General features: G+C 67.1%; 12 protein-coding genes. 9 read left to right on the top strand and 3 right to left on the bottom strand.

What is annotated here, in order from left to right:
• Positions 1–55 precede the first annotated feature (55 nt).
• From ABT313_RS37620 to ABT313_RS37600, 5 genes are read left to right on the top strand one after another with little or no spacing between them, the layout of a single operon-like run.
• Complete coding sequence (locus ABT313_RS37620) at positions 56–1,894, top strand: ABC transporter substrate-binding protein (protein ID WP_350864139.1); 1,839 nt, start codon at positions 56–58, stop codon at positions 1,892–1,894.
• On the top strand, positions 1,891–2,985 hold the full coding sequence (locus tag ABT313_RS37615; RefSeq protein WP_350864137.1) for an ABC transporter permease: 1,095 nt from the start codon (positions 1,891–1,893) through the stop codon (positions 2,983–2,985). Before ABT313_RS37620 ends, ABT313_RS37615 begins: the two co-directional genes overlap by 4 nt.
• A gap of 5 nt (positions 2,986–2,990) precedes the next feature.
• Entirely contained in the window at positions 2,991–3,866 is an 876-nt protein-coding gene (locus ABT313_RS37610) for an ABC transporter permease (protein ID WP_350864135.1), read from the top strand.
• Entirely contained in the window at positions 3,859–4,680 is an 822-nt protein-coding gene (locus tag ABT313_RS37605; RefSeq protein WP_350864133.1) for an ABC transporter ATP-binding protein, read from the top strand. The genes ABT313_RS37610 and ABT313_RS37605 overlap by 8 nt, the downstream gene beginning before the upstream one ends.
• A complete protein-coding gene (locus ABT313_RS37600; protein WP_350864131.1) occupies positions 4,677–5,564 on the top strand; it encodes an ABC transporter ATP-binding protein in 888 nt (295 codons plus the stop codon). The genes ABT313_RS37605 and ABT313_RS37600 overlap by 4 nt, the downstream gene beginning before the upstream one ends.
• A gap of 6 nt (positions 5,565–5,570) precedes the next feature.
• Here ABT313_RS37600 and ABT313_RS37595 read toward each other — a convergent pair whose 3' ends face one another.
• From ABT313_RS37595 to ABT313_RS37585, 3 genes are all read right to left on the bottom strand, one after another.
• Positions 5,571–6,464, bottom strand: coding sequence for a hypothetical protein (locus ABT313_RS37595; RefSeq protein WP_350864129.1), 894 nt, complete (start codon positions 6,462–6,464; stop codon positions 5,571–5,573).
• On the bottom strand, positions 6,461–6,961 hold the full coding sequence (locus ABT313_RS37590; RefSeq protein WP_350864127.1) for a SigE family RNA polymerase sigma factor: 501 nt from the start codon (positions 6,959–6,961) through the stop codon (positions 6,461–6,463). Before ABT313_RS37590 ends, ABT313_RS37595 begins: the two co-directional genes overlap by 4 nt.
• A 128-nt stretch (positions 6,962–7,089) precedes the next feature.
• A complete protein-coding gene (locus tag ABT313_RS37585) occupies positions 7,090–9,123 on the bottom strand; it encodes a phosphocholine-specific phospholipase C (protein ID WP_350864125.1) in 2,034 nt (677 codons plus the stop codon).
• Between the two features lie 251 nt (positions 9,124–9,374).
• On the opposite strand from ABT313_RS37585, the gene ABT313_RS37580 reads away from it, so the two are divergent.
• From ABT313_RS37580 to ABT313_RS37565, 4 genes are read left to right on the top strand one after another with little or no spacing between them, the layout of a single operon-like run.
• Entirely contained in the window at positions 9,375–11,603 is a 2,229-nt protein-coding gene (locus tag ABT313_RS37580; RefSeq protein WP_350864123.1) for a GAF domain-containing protein, read from the top strand.
• The gene (locus tag ABT313_RS37575; RefSeq protein WP_350864121.1) at positions 11,600–11,983 is read left to right on the top strand and encodes a response regulator; all 384 of its coding nucleotides are present in this window, start codon (positions 11,600–11,602) and stop codon (positions 11,981–11,983) included. Before ABT313_RS37580 ends, ABT313_RS37575 begins: the two co-directional genes overlap by 4 nt.
• Positions 11,980–13,098: a response regulator gene (locus tag ABT313_RS37570; RefSeq protein ID WP_350864119.1), complete on the top strand. Its 1,119-nt coding sequence runs from the start codon at positions 11,980–11,982 to the stop codon at positions 13,096–13,098. The genes ABT313_RS37575 and ABT313_RS37570 overlap by 4 nt, the downstream gene beginning before the upstream one ends.
• Complete coding sequence (locus ABT313_RS37565; protein ID WP_350864117.1) at positions 13,095–14,672, top strand: peptide ligase PGM1-related protein; 1,578 nt, start codon at positions 13,095–13,097, stop codon at positions 14,670–14,672. Before ABT313_RS37570 ends, ABT313_RS37565 begins: the two co-directional genes overlap by 4 nt.
• Positions 14,673–14,679: the final 7 nt, after the last annotated feature.

The raw sequence follows: 14,679 nt of genomic DNA, 5'->3' as shown, positions 1-14,679 counted from the left end.
CCTCTCGGTCGGTGAACAGCTCGTCCGCGCAACGGAAACGGAGGTGACTTTCGTCATGAACGAAGCACCGCGCCCACAGTTCGAAGATGTCCAAGATGTCGTCCGCTATCAGCTGAGTCGGCGAAGCATGCTCGGCGGAGGTGCCGCGGCGGCGATGACCGCCTTCCTCGCGGCCTGCTCCGGCGGCGGGTCGTACTCCGACAAGCCCGCCAACAACAACAAGCCGGTCGCGACCAAGTCGATCCAGATCGGCAAGGCCAACATCCCGGTCCCGCGGGACCAGGCCGTGATCGTCGGTCAGGTCGAGTACACCGTCTTCGACAGCTTCAACGGCATGATCCCGAACGGCTCGCCCTCGGGCGCCGGCGTGGAGCTGAGCACCGAGCCGTTGTTCTTCCTCAGCTTCGCGACCGGCAAGCTCACGCCGTGGCTGGCGACCGAGTACAAGTACAACGACGCCTTCACCGAGCTGACTCTGAAGTTCGACCCGAAGGCCCATTGGAACGACGGTCAGCCGCTGGGTGCGAACGACTTCAAGTTCACCGTGATGCTGCTGAAGGACCGTCCGGACCTCTTCGGCGGTGGCGGTGACCTGAAGGAGTTCGTCAAGACCGTCGACGTTCCCGACCCGCACACCGCGGTGGTGACCTTCCTGAAGCCGGCGCCACGCTTCCACTACAACTTCATCGCCGCGATCGCCGGTGCCCCGAACAACATCATGCCGGAGCACATCTGGAAGTCGCAGGACCCGACGAAGTACAAGAACAACCCACCGGTCGGCAGCGGCCCGTACAAGCTGAAGACCGCGATCCGGAACCAGAAGATGTTCGTTTGGGAGAAGGACCCGAACTACTGGAACAAGGACAAGCTCGACGTGAAGCCGCAGTACGCGGTGTACCAGAGCACGTCGAAGCAGCTCGACCAGGCGTCCCTGGCCTTCGAGCGCGCCGAGTTCGACGTCGGCTCCGTCGACGAGCCGCACGCCAAGCAGCTGCGGAACACCGGCTACCCGAACCTCGTGACGACGCAGTTCCACGACCCGAACCCACGGGTCTTCTGGCTGAACTGCGACCCGGCGCGGGGCGTGATGTCGGAGCCGAAGATGCGCTGGGCGATCAACTACTGCATCGACCGGGAGAAGATCGGCAACTCGATCTGGCCGGTCAAGGTGCCGCCTGCCCAGTACCCGTGGGCGGACTACCCGACCAACGACAAGTGGAAGAACGACGACCTCGCGAACAAGTACAAGTTCGAGTTCAACACTGACAAGGCGAGTCAGCTGCTGGACGAGATCGCGCCGAAGAACGCCTCCGGCAAGCGGACGTACAAGGGCAAGGAGATCAACCTCGAGATCATCACGGTCTCGCCGGTCGACGGCGGCGAGTACGCGATCGCCAACGTGCTGAAGACCGCGCTCGCCAAGGTCGGCGTCCCCTCCACGCTGCGCAGCCTGGCCGGAAGCGTCCACGACGACAAGTTCCAGCGCGGCCAGTACGACATCGACTCCAACTGGGCCGGCTTCGCGATCGACCCGGTCCAGCTCTACACAGACTGGACCAGCGACAAGTACCAGCCGATCGGCAAGAACTCGGCCGGTAAGAACAAGATGCGGTTCCGCAATCCCGACTTCGACAAGATCGTCGATCAGCTGGGCCAGCTCAACCCGGATTCGCCGGAGGCCAAGCCGCTGCTCGACAAGGCGCTGGAGATCTACTTCCAGCAGCTGCCGTTGCTCGCCTCGATCCAGACCGGTTACCCGTCGTACTTCAACACGGCCTTCTGGAAGGACTGGCCGACGGACGACAACGTGTACGAGGTGCCGCTGAACTGGTGGCCGCACTTCATCTTCGTGCTCGCCAAGATCAGCGCCACCGGGCAGAAGGGACCGGCGTGACGGCGGAAGCCCCGCCCGCGGTAGCCGTTGACAAGAGCCAGGACTCCGCACCCCGGACGGGGGTGCGGGCCTGGCTGTCCCGGCATCCGCTGGCGGCGTATGCCATCCGTAGGTTCGGTCTCTACCTGGTGGAACTGTGGGGAGCGCTGACGATCGCGTTCTTCTTCTTCCGGCTGATGCCCGGCGATCCGGTCCAGACCTTGATCCAGACTCTGCAGCAGAACTACGTCTACAACGCACAGGCGAGCACGGAGCTCATTGCCCGCTACAGGCACGAGTTCGGCCTGGACGGGAACCTGCTGACGCAGTACCTGGTGTACATGCAGAAGCTGATCCTGCACGGCGATCTCGGGCCGAGCCTGATCAACTATCCGACGCCGGCCCAGACGGTGATCCTGAGGTCGTTGCCCTGGACAATCGGTCTGCTCGGGATCTCTGCCGTGATGGCCTGGATCCTCGGTGTCATCATCGGCGCGATCGCCGGCTGGCGGCGCGGCAAGCTCGGCTCCGCGATCGCCACCAACCTGTCGATCGCGCTCTCGCACGTGCCGTACTTCTTCGTCGCGCTGATCCTGGTATACGTGTTCGCGTACTCGATGGGACTGTTGCCTGCGAGATCGGCGTACGACTCCAACATCAATCCCGGGATCAGCCTGGCCTTCATCGGCAGCGTGCTGAAATACGGGTTGCTGCCCGGTCTGTCGATCGTGATCATCGGGACGTTCAGCTGGATCCTGTCGACCCGGATGCTGATGATCCCTATTCTCGGCGAGGACTACCTGGTGTACGCCGAGGCCAAGGGGCTGAAGGGCTCGCGGATCCTGACCCGGTACGCGCTGCGGAACTGCTACCTGCCGCAGATCACCGCGTTCGGGATCTCGCTGGGCTTCATCTTCAACGGCAACGTCCTGGTGGAGCAGCTGTTCAACTATCCGGGGCTCGGCACGACGCTGGTCACGGCGATCCAGCAGCTCGACTTCAACACGATCCTCGGTGTCACCGATATCGCGATCTTCTCGGTGCTGACCGCCGTCCTGCTCCTCGACCTCCTGCTCCCGCTGCTTGACCCGCGGGTCAAGTACTGGAAGTGATGACGATGAGACTTCTGACTGCGGTACTGCGGACGATCCGCAACAGCCGGCGGCTGGCGACCGGCCTGATCATCCTCGGGCTGCTGGTCCTGCTCGCGCTGCTGAGTCCGCTGATCGTGAAGGCGATCGGCCATGGCCAGGACCCGATCGAGCTGGCGGCGTACGACAAGTGGCAGGTGCCCAGCCCGCAGCATCTGCTCGGCACCGACCAGTTCGGCCGGGACGTGTTCGCGATGGTGGTGAAGGCGCTCTCGGTCTCGCTGCAGATCGGCGCGATCGCCGGTGTGATCTCGACGGTGGCCGGTGTGATCGTCGCGTTCGTCGCCGGGTACAAGGGCGGCTGGATCGACAACGTGCTCTCGACGTTCACCGGCATCCTGCTGGTCATCCCGACGTTCCCGCTGCTGATCGCGTTGTCGGCGTACGCGAAGAACGTCAGCCTGTTCCAGGTCGGCGTGATGATCTCGATCTTCTCCTGGCCGTTCGCGGCGAAGACGATCCGCTCGCAGGTGCTCTCGCTGAGAACCCGGCCGTACGTCGATCTCGCCCGGGTGAGCAAGGCCCGCGACATCGAGATCATCGTCACCGAGCTGCTGCCGAACCTGTTGCCGTTCATCGGCGTCGGGTTCGCGTCGTCGGCGCTGGGTGCGATCTTCGGCCTGGTCGGCCTGGAGATCATCGGCCTCGGGCCGGGCGGCGTGATCGACCTCGGCCAGATCATCTTCAACGCGATCGGCACCGGCGCGCTGACGCTCGGCGCGTGGCCGATGTTCGTCGTACCGATCGGCCTGCTGACGCTGCTGTTCGCGGCGCTGAACATGGTGAACATCGGCCTCGAAGAGGTCTACAACCCGCGACTGAGGGGAGTGGCCGGTGAGTGACGTCCCGAAGAATGTGCTGGAGGTCAAGGGCCTCGAAGTTGCCTACTCCACCAACCGCGGTGACGTGAAGGCGGTCCGCGGGATCGACCTCGACGTACACCGCGGTGAGATCCTCGGGATCGCGGGGGAGTCGGGCAGCGGCAAGAGCACGCTCGCGGTCGCTTTGCTGCGACTCTTGAAGGCGCCGGGCAAGGTGACCGGCGGCTCGGTGATGTTCCACCCCGCCGGCCGCTCGCCGGTGGACCTGCTCAAGGTGCAGGGCGAAGAGCTGCGGGTACTGCGCTGGAGTGCGCTCTCGTATCTCCCGCAGGGCTCGATGAGTTCGCTCAACCCGGTGATGCGGGTCGAGGATCAGTTCAAGGACGTGATCCTGGAACACGCACCGGCGCGGAAGGACTCGCTGGGCGAGCTGATTCCGCGGCTGCTCGGGCAGGTCGGTCTCGAGCCGCGGGTCGGCCGGATGTACCCGCACGAGCTGTCCGGCGGGATGAAGCAGCGGGTGCTGATGGCGATCGCGGTCGCGCTCGAGCCCGACCTGGTGATCGCGGACGAGCCGACCACCGCGCTCGACGTGACGATCCAGCGGGTGATCCTGCAGTCGCTCGCGGATCTGCGCACGGACTTCGGCGTGACGCTGATGGTGATCTCGCACGACATGGGTGTGCACGCGCAACTGGCCGACCGGGTCGCGGTGATGTACGAGGGCAGGCTGGTCGAGGTCGGCGGCGTACGCCAGGTGTTCAAGGATCCGCGGGATCCGTACACCCGCCAGCTGATCGAGTCGATCCCCAAAGTCGGAAGGAGGGCCTCATGAAGTCGGAGCTGGAGCTGGTCGGAGTACAGCAACGCTTCCATGCCCGGGACGTGGCCGGCGGATACCTGACGGCGGTGGACGACGTGAGCTTCAAGCTGGCCGCGTCGCCGCCGCAGATCGTCAGCCTGGTTGGCCAGAGCGGGAGCGGCAAGAGCACGATCGCCCGCAACGTGCTCGGCCTGCAGAAGCCGACCGACGGCCAGGTGCTGTACGGCGGCAAGGACATCTTCAAGCTGACCCGGGCCGAGTACGACGCCTACCGGCGCGACGTGCAGCCGGTCTTCCAGGACCCGTACGCGATCTTCAACCCGTTCTACCGGGTGGATCGCGTGCTCTGGAAGGCGGTGAAGAAGTTCAAGCTGGCCTCGACCCGCGAGGCAGGTCTGAAGCTGATCGAGGAGTCCCTGCAGGCGGTCCGGCTGGAGCCGGAGAACGTGCTCGGACGGTACCCCCACCAGCTGTCCGGCGGGCAGCGGCAGCGGATCATGCTGGCCCGGGTGCACATGCTCCGGCCGTCGTTCATCATCGCCGACGAGCCGGTGTCGATGCTGGATGCCCAGGTCCGCAGGCACTTCCTGGACATCCTGCTCGACTTCCAGCGCGAACACGGCATGACCACGCTGTTCATCACCCACGACCTGTCGACCGTCTACTACCTGGGCGGCGAGGTGATGGTCATCACCAAGGGCCAGATCGTCGAGCGGGGCCCGGTGGCCACCGTCATGCACGAGCCGACCCACCCGTACACGAAGCTCCTGCTCGACTCGATCCCGTCGCCCGACCCCGACCAGCGCTGGACCACCCGCATCCAGGTCGACGAACTCGAAAACCTGGACGACAACACCCTCGCCGACACCACCAAGCCGGAGGCGCCGATCATCTAGTCCGGCTCAGGCGCTGATCTTGAACTTCGCGGACGTCGCCAGCTCGGCCAGCTGGCGGCCGGTGAACACCGGCTGCGTCAGCGGCGATCGTCCCGAGTCGGCGACCTTCTTGGCCTGTGCGACGGTGACGACGGTGCCGTCGGCGTACCGGTAGGTGGCCCACTGGTCGAAGCTGCCGGTCCCCTTGGTCGTCACCACGCCGACCTTCTTGCCGCCGACGTCGATCACGGTGCAAGTGCCGGTCCCGCCCCAGAACTTCCGCGCGAGCGTGCAGGGGTCGGTCGCCGGTTTCCCGTCCGGGGTGGTCGAGAGGGCCAGCAACTGCCCGACCCGATCGCCCTTCTGCACCGGGATCATGGCCATGTACTCCCAGTAGTCCGGCTCGCCGTCGTTGGAGGCGTACTGGGCCTGCGGCCACCGCATCGAGCGGCCATCCGGGAACTTCAGGTTCGGTGTGCTGAATCCCGCCGGTGCCGACGAGCTCAGATCGTCCATCAATGAGATGGCCCGTTGGGCGCGCGGCCCGGCGGTCGCCGTACGGTCCACCTGGCCCTCGGGCCACGGGTCGTTGGACTTCCGCGTCTTCGGCTTCGGCGCCACGGTGCCGGACGCCGTCGGAGTGGTGGACACCTGAGACGGGGTCGGCACCGCCTGCGTCGTGCCGGCGTCGCCCGCCACCATCGGACCATCCGAGCGGTTACCGGTGTAGTTCGCGACCAGCACCGGGCCGGCTGCGGCGACGACCACCATGGCGGCGACGGCAACCCCGGCCCAGGTCACCCGGCGCCGCTTGCGCGCCCGGCGAGCCTGCTCGAGGGCACGCGCGGGATCCATCGACGCCGGCGGACGGCTCCGCACGATCACGTCGTGGAATGCCTCGTTCAGATCCTCTTCGTTCATCGAACTCTCTCCTGTTCAAGCAACCCCCGCAGCGTCGCCAGTCCGCGCGCGGCCTGGCTCTTGACCGTTCCGGCCGAGCAGTCGAGCAGCGCGGCCGTCTGCTCGACCGACTGGTCCTCCCAGTACCGCAGGACCAGCACGGCGCGTTGTCTCGGCGGCACCTTCACGAGTGCCTCGAGCAACACGAGCCGTTCGTCGGCGAGGCCGTGCGACGGCGCGGGCGGGTCCCAGTCGGCCGGCTCGGAGCCGACCGACTCGTGCCGGAACCACCCGCGCCGGCGCTCGGACAGGAAGGTACGGACGAGTGTCTGCCTGGTGTAGCTGTCCATCGCCCCGTGCCGCTGGATGCGGCGCCAGGCCAGGTAGATCTTCGTGAACGTCTGCTGGACCAGGTCCTCCGCGCGATGCCAGTCCCCGCAGAGCAGGTAGGCCGTGCCGCGCATGGCGTCGGAACGTGCCGCGAAGTACGCCTCGAACTCGGCGTCCTGATCACTCATCTGCTCTCCCATCCTCGATCCCGGGTTAAACACGCCTGCCGGGGCGAATCCGGTTGCATCGCAGGAGGAGGGAATTTTACCGATGCCGAGGGCCCCGATCCGCTGGATCGGGGCCCTCGGCGTTGCTGTCAAGCAGTCTTGATGGCGGGGTCGCTCTGGCCGGGGGCGCCGGTCTCGACGTGGCCGGCGTAGCGGCGCAGGTAGGTCGTGTCGGCGTCGGTGGTGACCGAGACGTCGTACCAGTGGCTCGTGGTGGTGACCGTGTAGGTGGTCTTGCCCTTGACGACGCCGAGCGTCTTCTTCTTGCCGTCGTAGGCGTTGGCGATGGTGACCTTGCGGGCGGCGTCGGAGGTGATGGTGAGGTCGACGTTGCCGGTGCGGGCGTTCTCGCGGGCGGTGATCTCCAGGCCGGTTGCGGGCTTGCCCTTGAAGGTGCGGAGGAAGCCGTTCGGGCCGTGCACGGTGAGGTCGGTGACGCCGCCGGAGTAGATCGGGTTCCAGCTGTCGGCGACGGTCTTGCCGGCCTCGGTCGTGTACGTCCACGGGCCGTCGGTGCGGTTCGCGGAGGTGATCAGGAACTGCGCGCCGGCCTCCGGCCCGGAGCTGAAGGTCAGCTTGTACTTGCTGTCGGCAACCGCTCCGTCGACGACCGGTGCATAGGGCAACGGCCGGGTACGGCGGCAGCCGCGCTCCTGTGCCGGGACCGCGCCGACCGCGGGCGGCGTCGGCACGTAGTCCGGGTGCCGCTTGTTGTCCGGCGGCTGATACGCCGTCGTGTCGGGCAGCGTGGCCGGCCGCGTGGCCGTCGTACCGAAGTCGAACGCGGACGTCAGGTCGCCGCAGACCGCGCGGCGCCACGGCGAGATGTTCGGCTCGTGGACGCCGAACCGGGTCTCCATGAACCGGATGATCGACGTGTGGTCGAACGTCTCCGAGCACGTGTACCCGCCGGTGCTCCAGGGTGAGACGACGAGCATCGGCACTCGCTGGCCCAGGCCGTAGGCGCCGTGCGCGGCCTTCGTACCGGTGTACAGGTCCGGTCCGGGATCGACGGTCGACAGCCCCTGGTTCGCGTCCATCGGCGGGAACGGCGGTACGACGTGGTCGAAGAAACCGTCGTTCTCGTCGTAGGTGATGAACAGCGCGGTCTTGCTCCACACCTCGGGGTTCGCGGTGAGCGCGTCGAGGACCTGCGAGATGTACCAGGCGCCGTAGTTGGCCGGCCAGTTCGGGTGCTCGGTGAACGCCTCCGGCGCCGCGATCCAGGAGATCTTCGGCAGCTGGTTGTTCTTCACGTCGGCGGCGAGCCGCGCGAACAGGCTCTCACCGGCCTTCGCGTTCGTGCCGGTGCGGGCCTTGTCGTACAAGGGGTTCCCGGCCGCGGCGTTGCGGTAGTTGTTGAAGTACAGCAGCGAGTTGTCGCCGTAGTTCCCGCGGTACGCGTCGTCGATCCAGCCCCAGCCGCCGGCGGCGTCGAGGCCGTCGCCGATGTCCTGGTAGATCTTCCACGAGACGCCGGCCTGCTCGAGCCGCTCGGGGTACGTCGTCCAGCCGTAGCCGGCCTCGTCGTTGCCGAGGACCGGGCCGCCGCCGGTGCCGTCGTTCCCGGTGTAGCCGGTCCACATGTAGTACCGGTTCGGGTCGGTGGAGCCCATGAACGAGCAGTGGTACGCGTCGCACAGCGTGAACTTGTCCGCGAGCGCGTAGTGGAACGGGATGTCCTCGCGGGTCAGGTACGCCATCGTGGTGGACGTCTTCGCCGGGATCCACTGGTCGTACTTGCCGCCGTTCACGGCCTGGTGCGCGTCGCCCCAGCTGTGCGCGAGGTCCTGGATGAACTGCATCCCCAGGTCGTCGGCGTCCGGGTGGAACGGCAGGATCTCCTTGCCGAGCGCGTTCTTCTGGTGCCACACCGGCTGCCCGCTGGGCAGCGTCACCGGCCGTGGGTCACCGAACCCGCGCACACCGTTGAGCGTCCCGAAATAGTGGTCGAACGACCGGTTCTCCTGCATCAGCACGACGATGTGCTCGACGTCCTGCACGGTACCGAACCGACGATGCGCCGGAATCGCGGCAGCCTGCTCGATACTGTCCGCCATAGCAGCGAACGCGGCCGAAGCTCCGGCCAACTGAAGGAACCTCCGGCGATTGATGTCTGCCATGCAAGTCTCCTGACGGGCGGTGGGCGGCTGTCGGGGCGGGTGGAGTCTCGAACATCAGCACTGCATCGTCCGCACCCTAGCCTGAACGATTAACTGACGGAAGGTGAACTTTCCTGTCGCGTTCCGGTGGCTTTCACACGGTTGCGCACGATCAGCGATGGTTCGATGCCGGCAACCTGATTGCTCCGCACCGGGAACGGCGAGAGACTGTGGACGAGCGCGGCCTGGGGGACCCGGGGTGGGAGGCTGCGATGGGGGGACGGGCGCTTGTCGGGGGCACGGCATCCGAACTGGACCGGCTCCAGAGCGAACTGACGTCGTTGACCACGCAGTTCGCGGCCGCGAACGAGGTCCTCTCCGCCGTCGGCCGCTCAGCCGGCGACCCGGACACCGTCCTGACCACCATCGTCGAAAGCGCCCGCCGCCTCTGCAACTCCCAGGCTGCCCAGCTCTACCTGCTCGAAGGCGGCTACTACCGGCTGATCAAAGCAATCGGGATGTCCGACCAAGCCATCCGTCATCTCACGGAGCATCCGATTCCGGTGGACCGGGGCACGATGGTCGGGCGGGTTGGTCTGGATCGCACCACCCAGCAGATTGCGGACGTTCTCGCCGACCCGGACTACGGCCGGCTGGACCTGCAGCGGGTCGCGGGGTTCCGGACGACGATGGGTGCGCCGATGCTCGTCGACGACGAAGTGGTCGGTGCCCTGGCGGTTTGGCGGAACGAGGTGGAGCCGTTCGGCCAGGCTGAGCAGGATCTGGTGACGGCGTTCGCCGGGCAGGCTGCGATGGCGGTGAACAGCGTCAAGTTGGTGCAGCAGCTCGAGGCGCGGGGTACTGAGCTGGCGCGCAAGGTGGGTGAGTTGGAGGCGTTGCGCGAGGTCGGCGAGGCGGTGAACTCCAGTCTCGACGTCTCCAGGGTGCTGTCGACGATCGCGAAGCACGCGGTCCGGATCTCGGCGACCGACGGCGGCTCGATCATGGAGTACGACGAGGACGAGCGCCGCTTCCTGGTCCGCAGCGTGTACCGCACCGACCCGGAGGTGGTCGAGCGGTTGCGAAGCATCCGGATCAACCTCGACGAGACGCTGGTCGGCCGGGCCGCCAAGTTCGGGCGCCCGATCGCGGTGCCGGACCTCGGCAAGGTCGAGCTCGATCCGCATCTGTCCGTCTTGTACGAGGCAGGCTGGCGCTCGCTGGTCGCCGTACCGCTGCTGCAGGGCGGGCAGATCGTCGGGTCGCTCGTCGTCCGGCGGAAGCGACCGGGCGAGTTCTCCACCGAGACGCTGGGCCTGCTGGAGATGTTCGCCGACCAGTCGACGCTGGCGCTGCTCAACGCCCAGCTGTACCGGGAGTTGTCGCAACGTAGTGCGGAGCTGGAAGTCGCCAGCCGGCACAAGTCCGAGTTCCTGGCCAGCATGTCGCACGAATTGCGGACGCCTCTGAACGCCGTCCTCGGATTCTCCGAGGTGCTGCTGGAGCGGATGTTCGGTGAGCTCAACGAGCGGCAGGAGGAGTACCTGCGCGACATCCACAGCTCCGGCCGGCACCTGCTCGAGTTGCTGAACGAGATCCTCGACCTGTCCAAGGTCGAGGCCGGACGGATGGAGCTGGAGTACTCGACGTTCTCCCTGCGCGAACTGCTCGACCACACCGCGTCGATGCTGCGCGAGCGAGCCTTTGCCCACGGCATCGACCTCCGTGTCGAGGTCGCTGGGGGGATCGACGCGGTGTACGCAGACGAGCTTCGGCTCAAGCAGGTGGTGCTGAACCTGATGACGAATGCCGTCAAGTTCACCGGCGACGGCGGCACCGTGCTGGTCCGCGCGACGCGATCCGGGACCGAGGTCCACATCGAAGTGACCGACACCGGCCGCGGGGTGCCGCCCGAGGACCGCGAGCGCATCTTCGAATCGTTCCAGCAGGGCGGCCGCGGGCCGTCGCAGGAAGAGGGCACCGGGCTGGGGCTCACCCTGTGCCGGCGGATCGTCGAGCTGCTCGGCGGGCGGATCTGGCTGGACAGCGAGGTCGGCGTCGGCAGCACGTTCGGATTCTCCTTGCGCACCAGGGACAACGAGAACCGGCCCGATCCGGCCCGGAGACTCGGCGATGTGGTGGTGATCGAGGACGACCGGCCCTCGCTCGACCTGATCACGGCGTACCTGTCCGGGCGGGCGTTGAAGGTCACGATCGCAGGTGACGGCCAGTCCGGCCTCGACGCCGTACGGCGGGTCCGGCCGGCCGCCGTACTCCTGGACATCCGGCTGCCCGGGATCGACGGCTGGGCCGTGCTGCAGGCACTCAAGGCCGAGGAGGCGACCCGGAACATCCCGGTGGTCATCGTGTCGATCGTCGACGAGCGGTCCCGCGGGGCGGCGCTCGGTGCGGCGGAGTACCTGGTCAAACCGGTCAGCCGCGAGGCGTTGCTGCGGGCGTTGCGGGCGGTGGGAGCACTCGACGAGGGGGAAGATCGATGAACCCAGGGCGGATCCTGGTGGTGGAGGACAACCCGAAGAATCTGAAGCTGGTCCGCGATGTGCTGCGGTTCTCCGGCTACGACGTGATCGAGGCGACCTCGGGGGAGGACGGTGTCCGGCTCGCGGCCTCCGAGCATCCCGACCTGATCCTGATGGACCTGCAGCTTCCCGGCATCGACGGCGCCGAGGCGCTGCGCCGGATCCGCGCCGAGGAAGACAACCACGCCGTACCCGTGGTGGCGGTGACCGCGTTCGCGATGGACGCCGACCGGCGGAACGCGTTCGACTCCGGCTTCACCGGGTACGTCGAGAAGCCGATCAGCGTACGCCGATTGCCCCAGCAGATCAGGGACTTCCTCCGGCTCGGAGGCGCGACATGACCCACGTGCTCGTCGTCGACGACCAAGCGGTGAACGTCCGGCTGCTCGAGGCCGTCCTCGGACCCCGCGGGTACGACGTCCTGACCGCGTCCTCGGGTGAGCAGGCGCTGGACCTGATCAAGACCCGGGACGTCGACCTGGTGCTGCTCGACATCCTGATGCCCGGCATGGACGGGTACACGGTCTGCCGCAAGATCCGCGAGCAGGCCGACACGGCATACCTGCCGGTGGTGATGGTGACCGCGAGCGGGGACGAGCAGAAGGTGAAGGCACTCGAGGCCGGCGCCGACGACTTCCTGACCAAGCCGGTCAACCAGAACGAGTTGCTGGCGCGGGTGGCGTCGCTGGCCCGGATCAAGCAGTACCAGGACACGATCAAGCGGCAGGCCGGCGAACTGGCCGCGTGGAACCACGAACTGGAGTCGCGGGTCGAGACGCAGGTGTCGCAGCTGGAGCGGATGGGCCGGCTGCGGCGCTTCCTCAGCCCGCAACTCGCCGAGCTGATCGTGGACTCGGGTGACGAGTCGTTCCTGGCCAGCCATCGCCGGGAGATCGTCGTGGTTTTCTGCGATCTGCGTGGGTTCACCTCGTTCGCCGAGGCGAGCGAGCCGGAGGAGGTGATGGGCGTGCTGGACGACTACCACCGCGCGCTCGGCGACCTGATCTTCCGCTTCGAGGGCACCCTCGAGCGGTTCGCGGGTGACGGGTTGATGGTGTTCTTCAACGATCCGGTGCGGTGCGAGGACGGGCCGTTGCGGGCGTTGCGGATGTGCGTGGCGATGCGGACCCGGGTGCGTAAGCTCGCCGAGGCGTGGGGCCGGCGTGGGCACGACCTGGGCCTGGGCATCGGTGTCGCCCAGGGCTACGCGACGCTCGGCACGATCGGGTTCGACGGGCGGCTCGACTACGCGGCGATCGGGAGCGTGACCAACCTGGCGGCCCGGTTGTGCTCCGACGCCGAGCCGTGGCAGATCCTCGTGACGGAGCGGGTCTTCAGCGCGGCAGGTGACGCGATCGTCGGCGACGACGCCGGGCTCCGCGACGTCCGCGGCTTCACCCGGACCGTACACGCGTACAGCATCCGCGGTCTGGACAACTCGAGGATCGCATCATGACCGGCGACGGGCAGGTGAGCGCGGTGGGACTGTCGGCGTTGAACGAGGCCGAGCGGTACGAGCATTTCGATCGGGTCCAGAGCCGGCTGGTCGCGGTGTGGGATGCGATCAAGATGAACTACGAGGACGAGTCGGTCGTCATCGTCCCGTCGATCACGCTGGACCGGACCGAGACCACGGGCACCGGGACGACGATGCAGGCCTACGAGGAACGCTTCCTGTTCCTGCTGATCCTGCTCCGCGAACCGCGGCTGCGGATGGTGTACGTGACCTCGATGCCGATCGCGCCCGAGATCGTCGAGTACTACCTGGCGCTGCTGCCCGGCGTGATCCCGAGCCACGCCCGCGCCCGGTTGTCGCTGATCTCGGTCAACGACGCGTCACCGGTCTCGCTGAGCGAGAAGCTGCTCGCCCGGCCGCGGCTGCTCGAGCGGATCGCCGCCCGGATCCCGAACCCGCTGCGTTCACACCTCGTTCCGTACAACACGACCGAGCTCGAACGCGATATCGCGATCAGTCTCGGCATCCCGATGTACGGCGCGGATCCGCGGCTGGCGCCACTGGGCTCGAAGTCCGGGTGCCGGCAGCTCTTCGCGGAGCTCGGTGTACCGCATCCACTCGGCGCGGAGGACCTGCACAGCCTGGACGAGCTCACCGACGCGGTGCTCGCGATGCGGCTCGAGCGGCCGGTGATGGACAGCGCGATCGTGAAACTGAACGAAGGTGTGTCCGGCGAGGGTAACGCCGTGGTCCGGCTGAAGGGACTTCCGGCGCCCGGTACGGCGGGGGAGCGGGACGAGGTTCTGCAGCGGTTGCGGGAGATGGAGCTGGAATCGCAGACGACCTCGTTCGATGTGTACATCGCCAAGTTCGCGGAGAACGGCGGGATCGTCGAGGAACGGGTCGTCGGCGACGAGCTTCGCAGCCCGAGCGTCCAGCTCCGGGTGCTGCCCGGTGGCGAGGTCGAGCTGTTGTCCACGCACGACCAGCTGCTGGGCGGCGCGAGCGGGCAGAGCTACCTGGGCTGCGTGTTCCCAGCCGCGCGGGAGTACGCGCGGATGATCACGGTGCACGCCGAGACGATCGGCCGGCGGTTGAAGGAGCTCGGCGCGCTCGGACGGTTCGCGGTTGACTTCGTCGTGGTCAACTCGGCCGGCGGCTGGACGCCGTACGCGATCGAACTGAACCTGCGCAAGGGCGGGACCACGCATCCCTTCCTCACCCTGCAGTTCCTGACCGACGGGAGGTACGACGCTTCGACCGCGATGTTCATGACCCCGCTCGGCCAGGAGAAACACCTGGTCGCGACAGACCACTTCGAGGCCGACGTACTCAAGGGACTGCTGCCGTCAGACGTGTTCGACATCGTCGCGCGGCACGGTCTGCACTTCGACCAGTCGCGGCAGGTCGGCGTGGTGTTCCACATGATCAGTTGCCTGACCGAGCTCGGCCGGCTCGGGCTGACGGCCGTCGGGGACACCCCGGAGGAGGCGGACCGTCGGTATCGTGATGCCTGCCGCATCGTGCTCGCGGAGGCCGAGCAGGCACTGGTGGAGCGGCCGTTGCCGGTCTGAGGGGTTC

This window comes from Kribbella sp. NPDC000426 (assembly GCF_040300265.1).
GTDB lineage: Bacteria > Actinomycetota > Actinomycetes > Propionibacteriales > Kribbellaceae > Kribbella.
The sequence above is the reverse complement of the archived record's forward strand: the minus strand, read 5'-3'. Positions and strand labels throughout refer to the sequence as shown.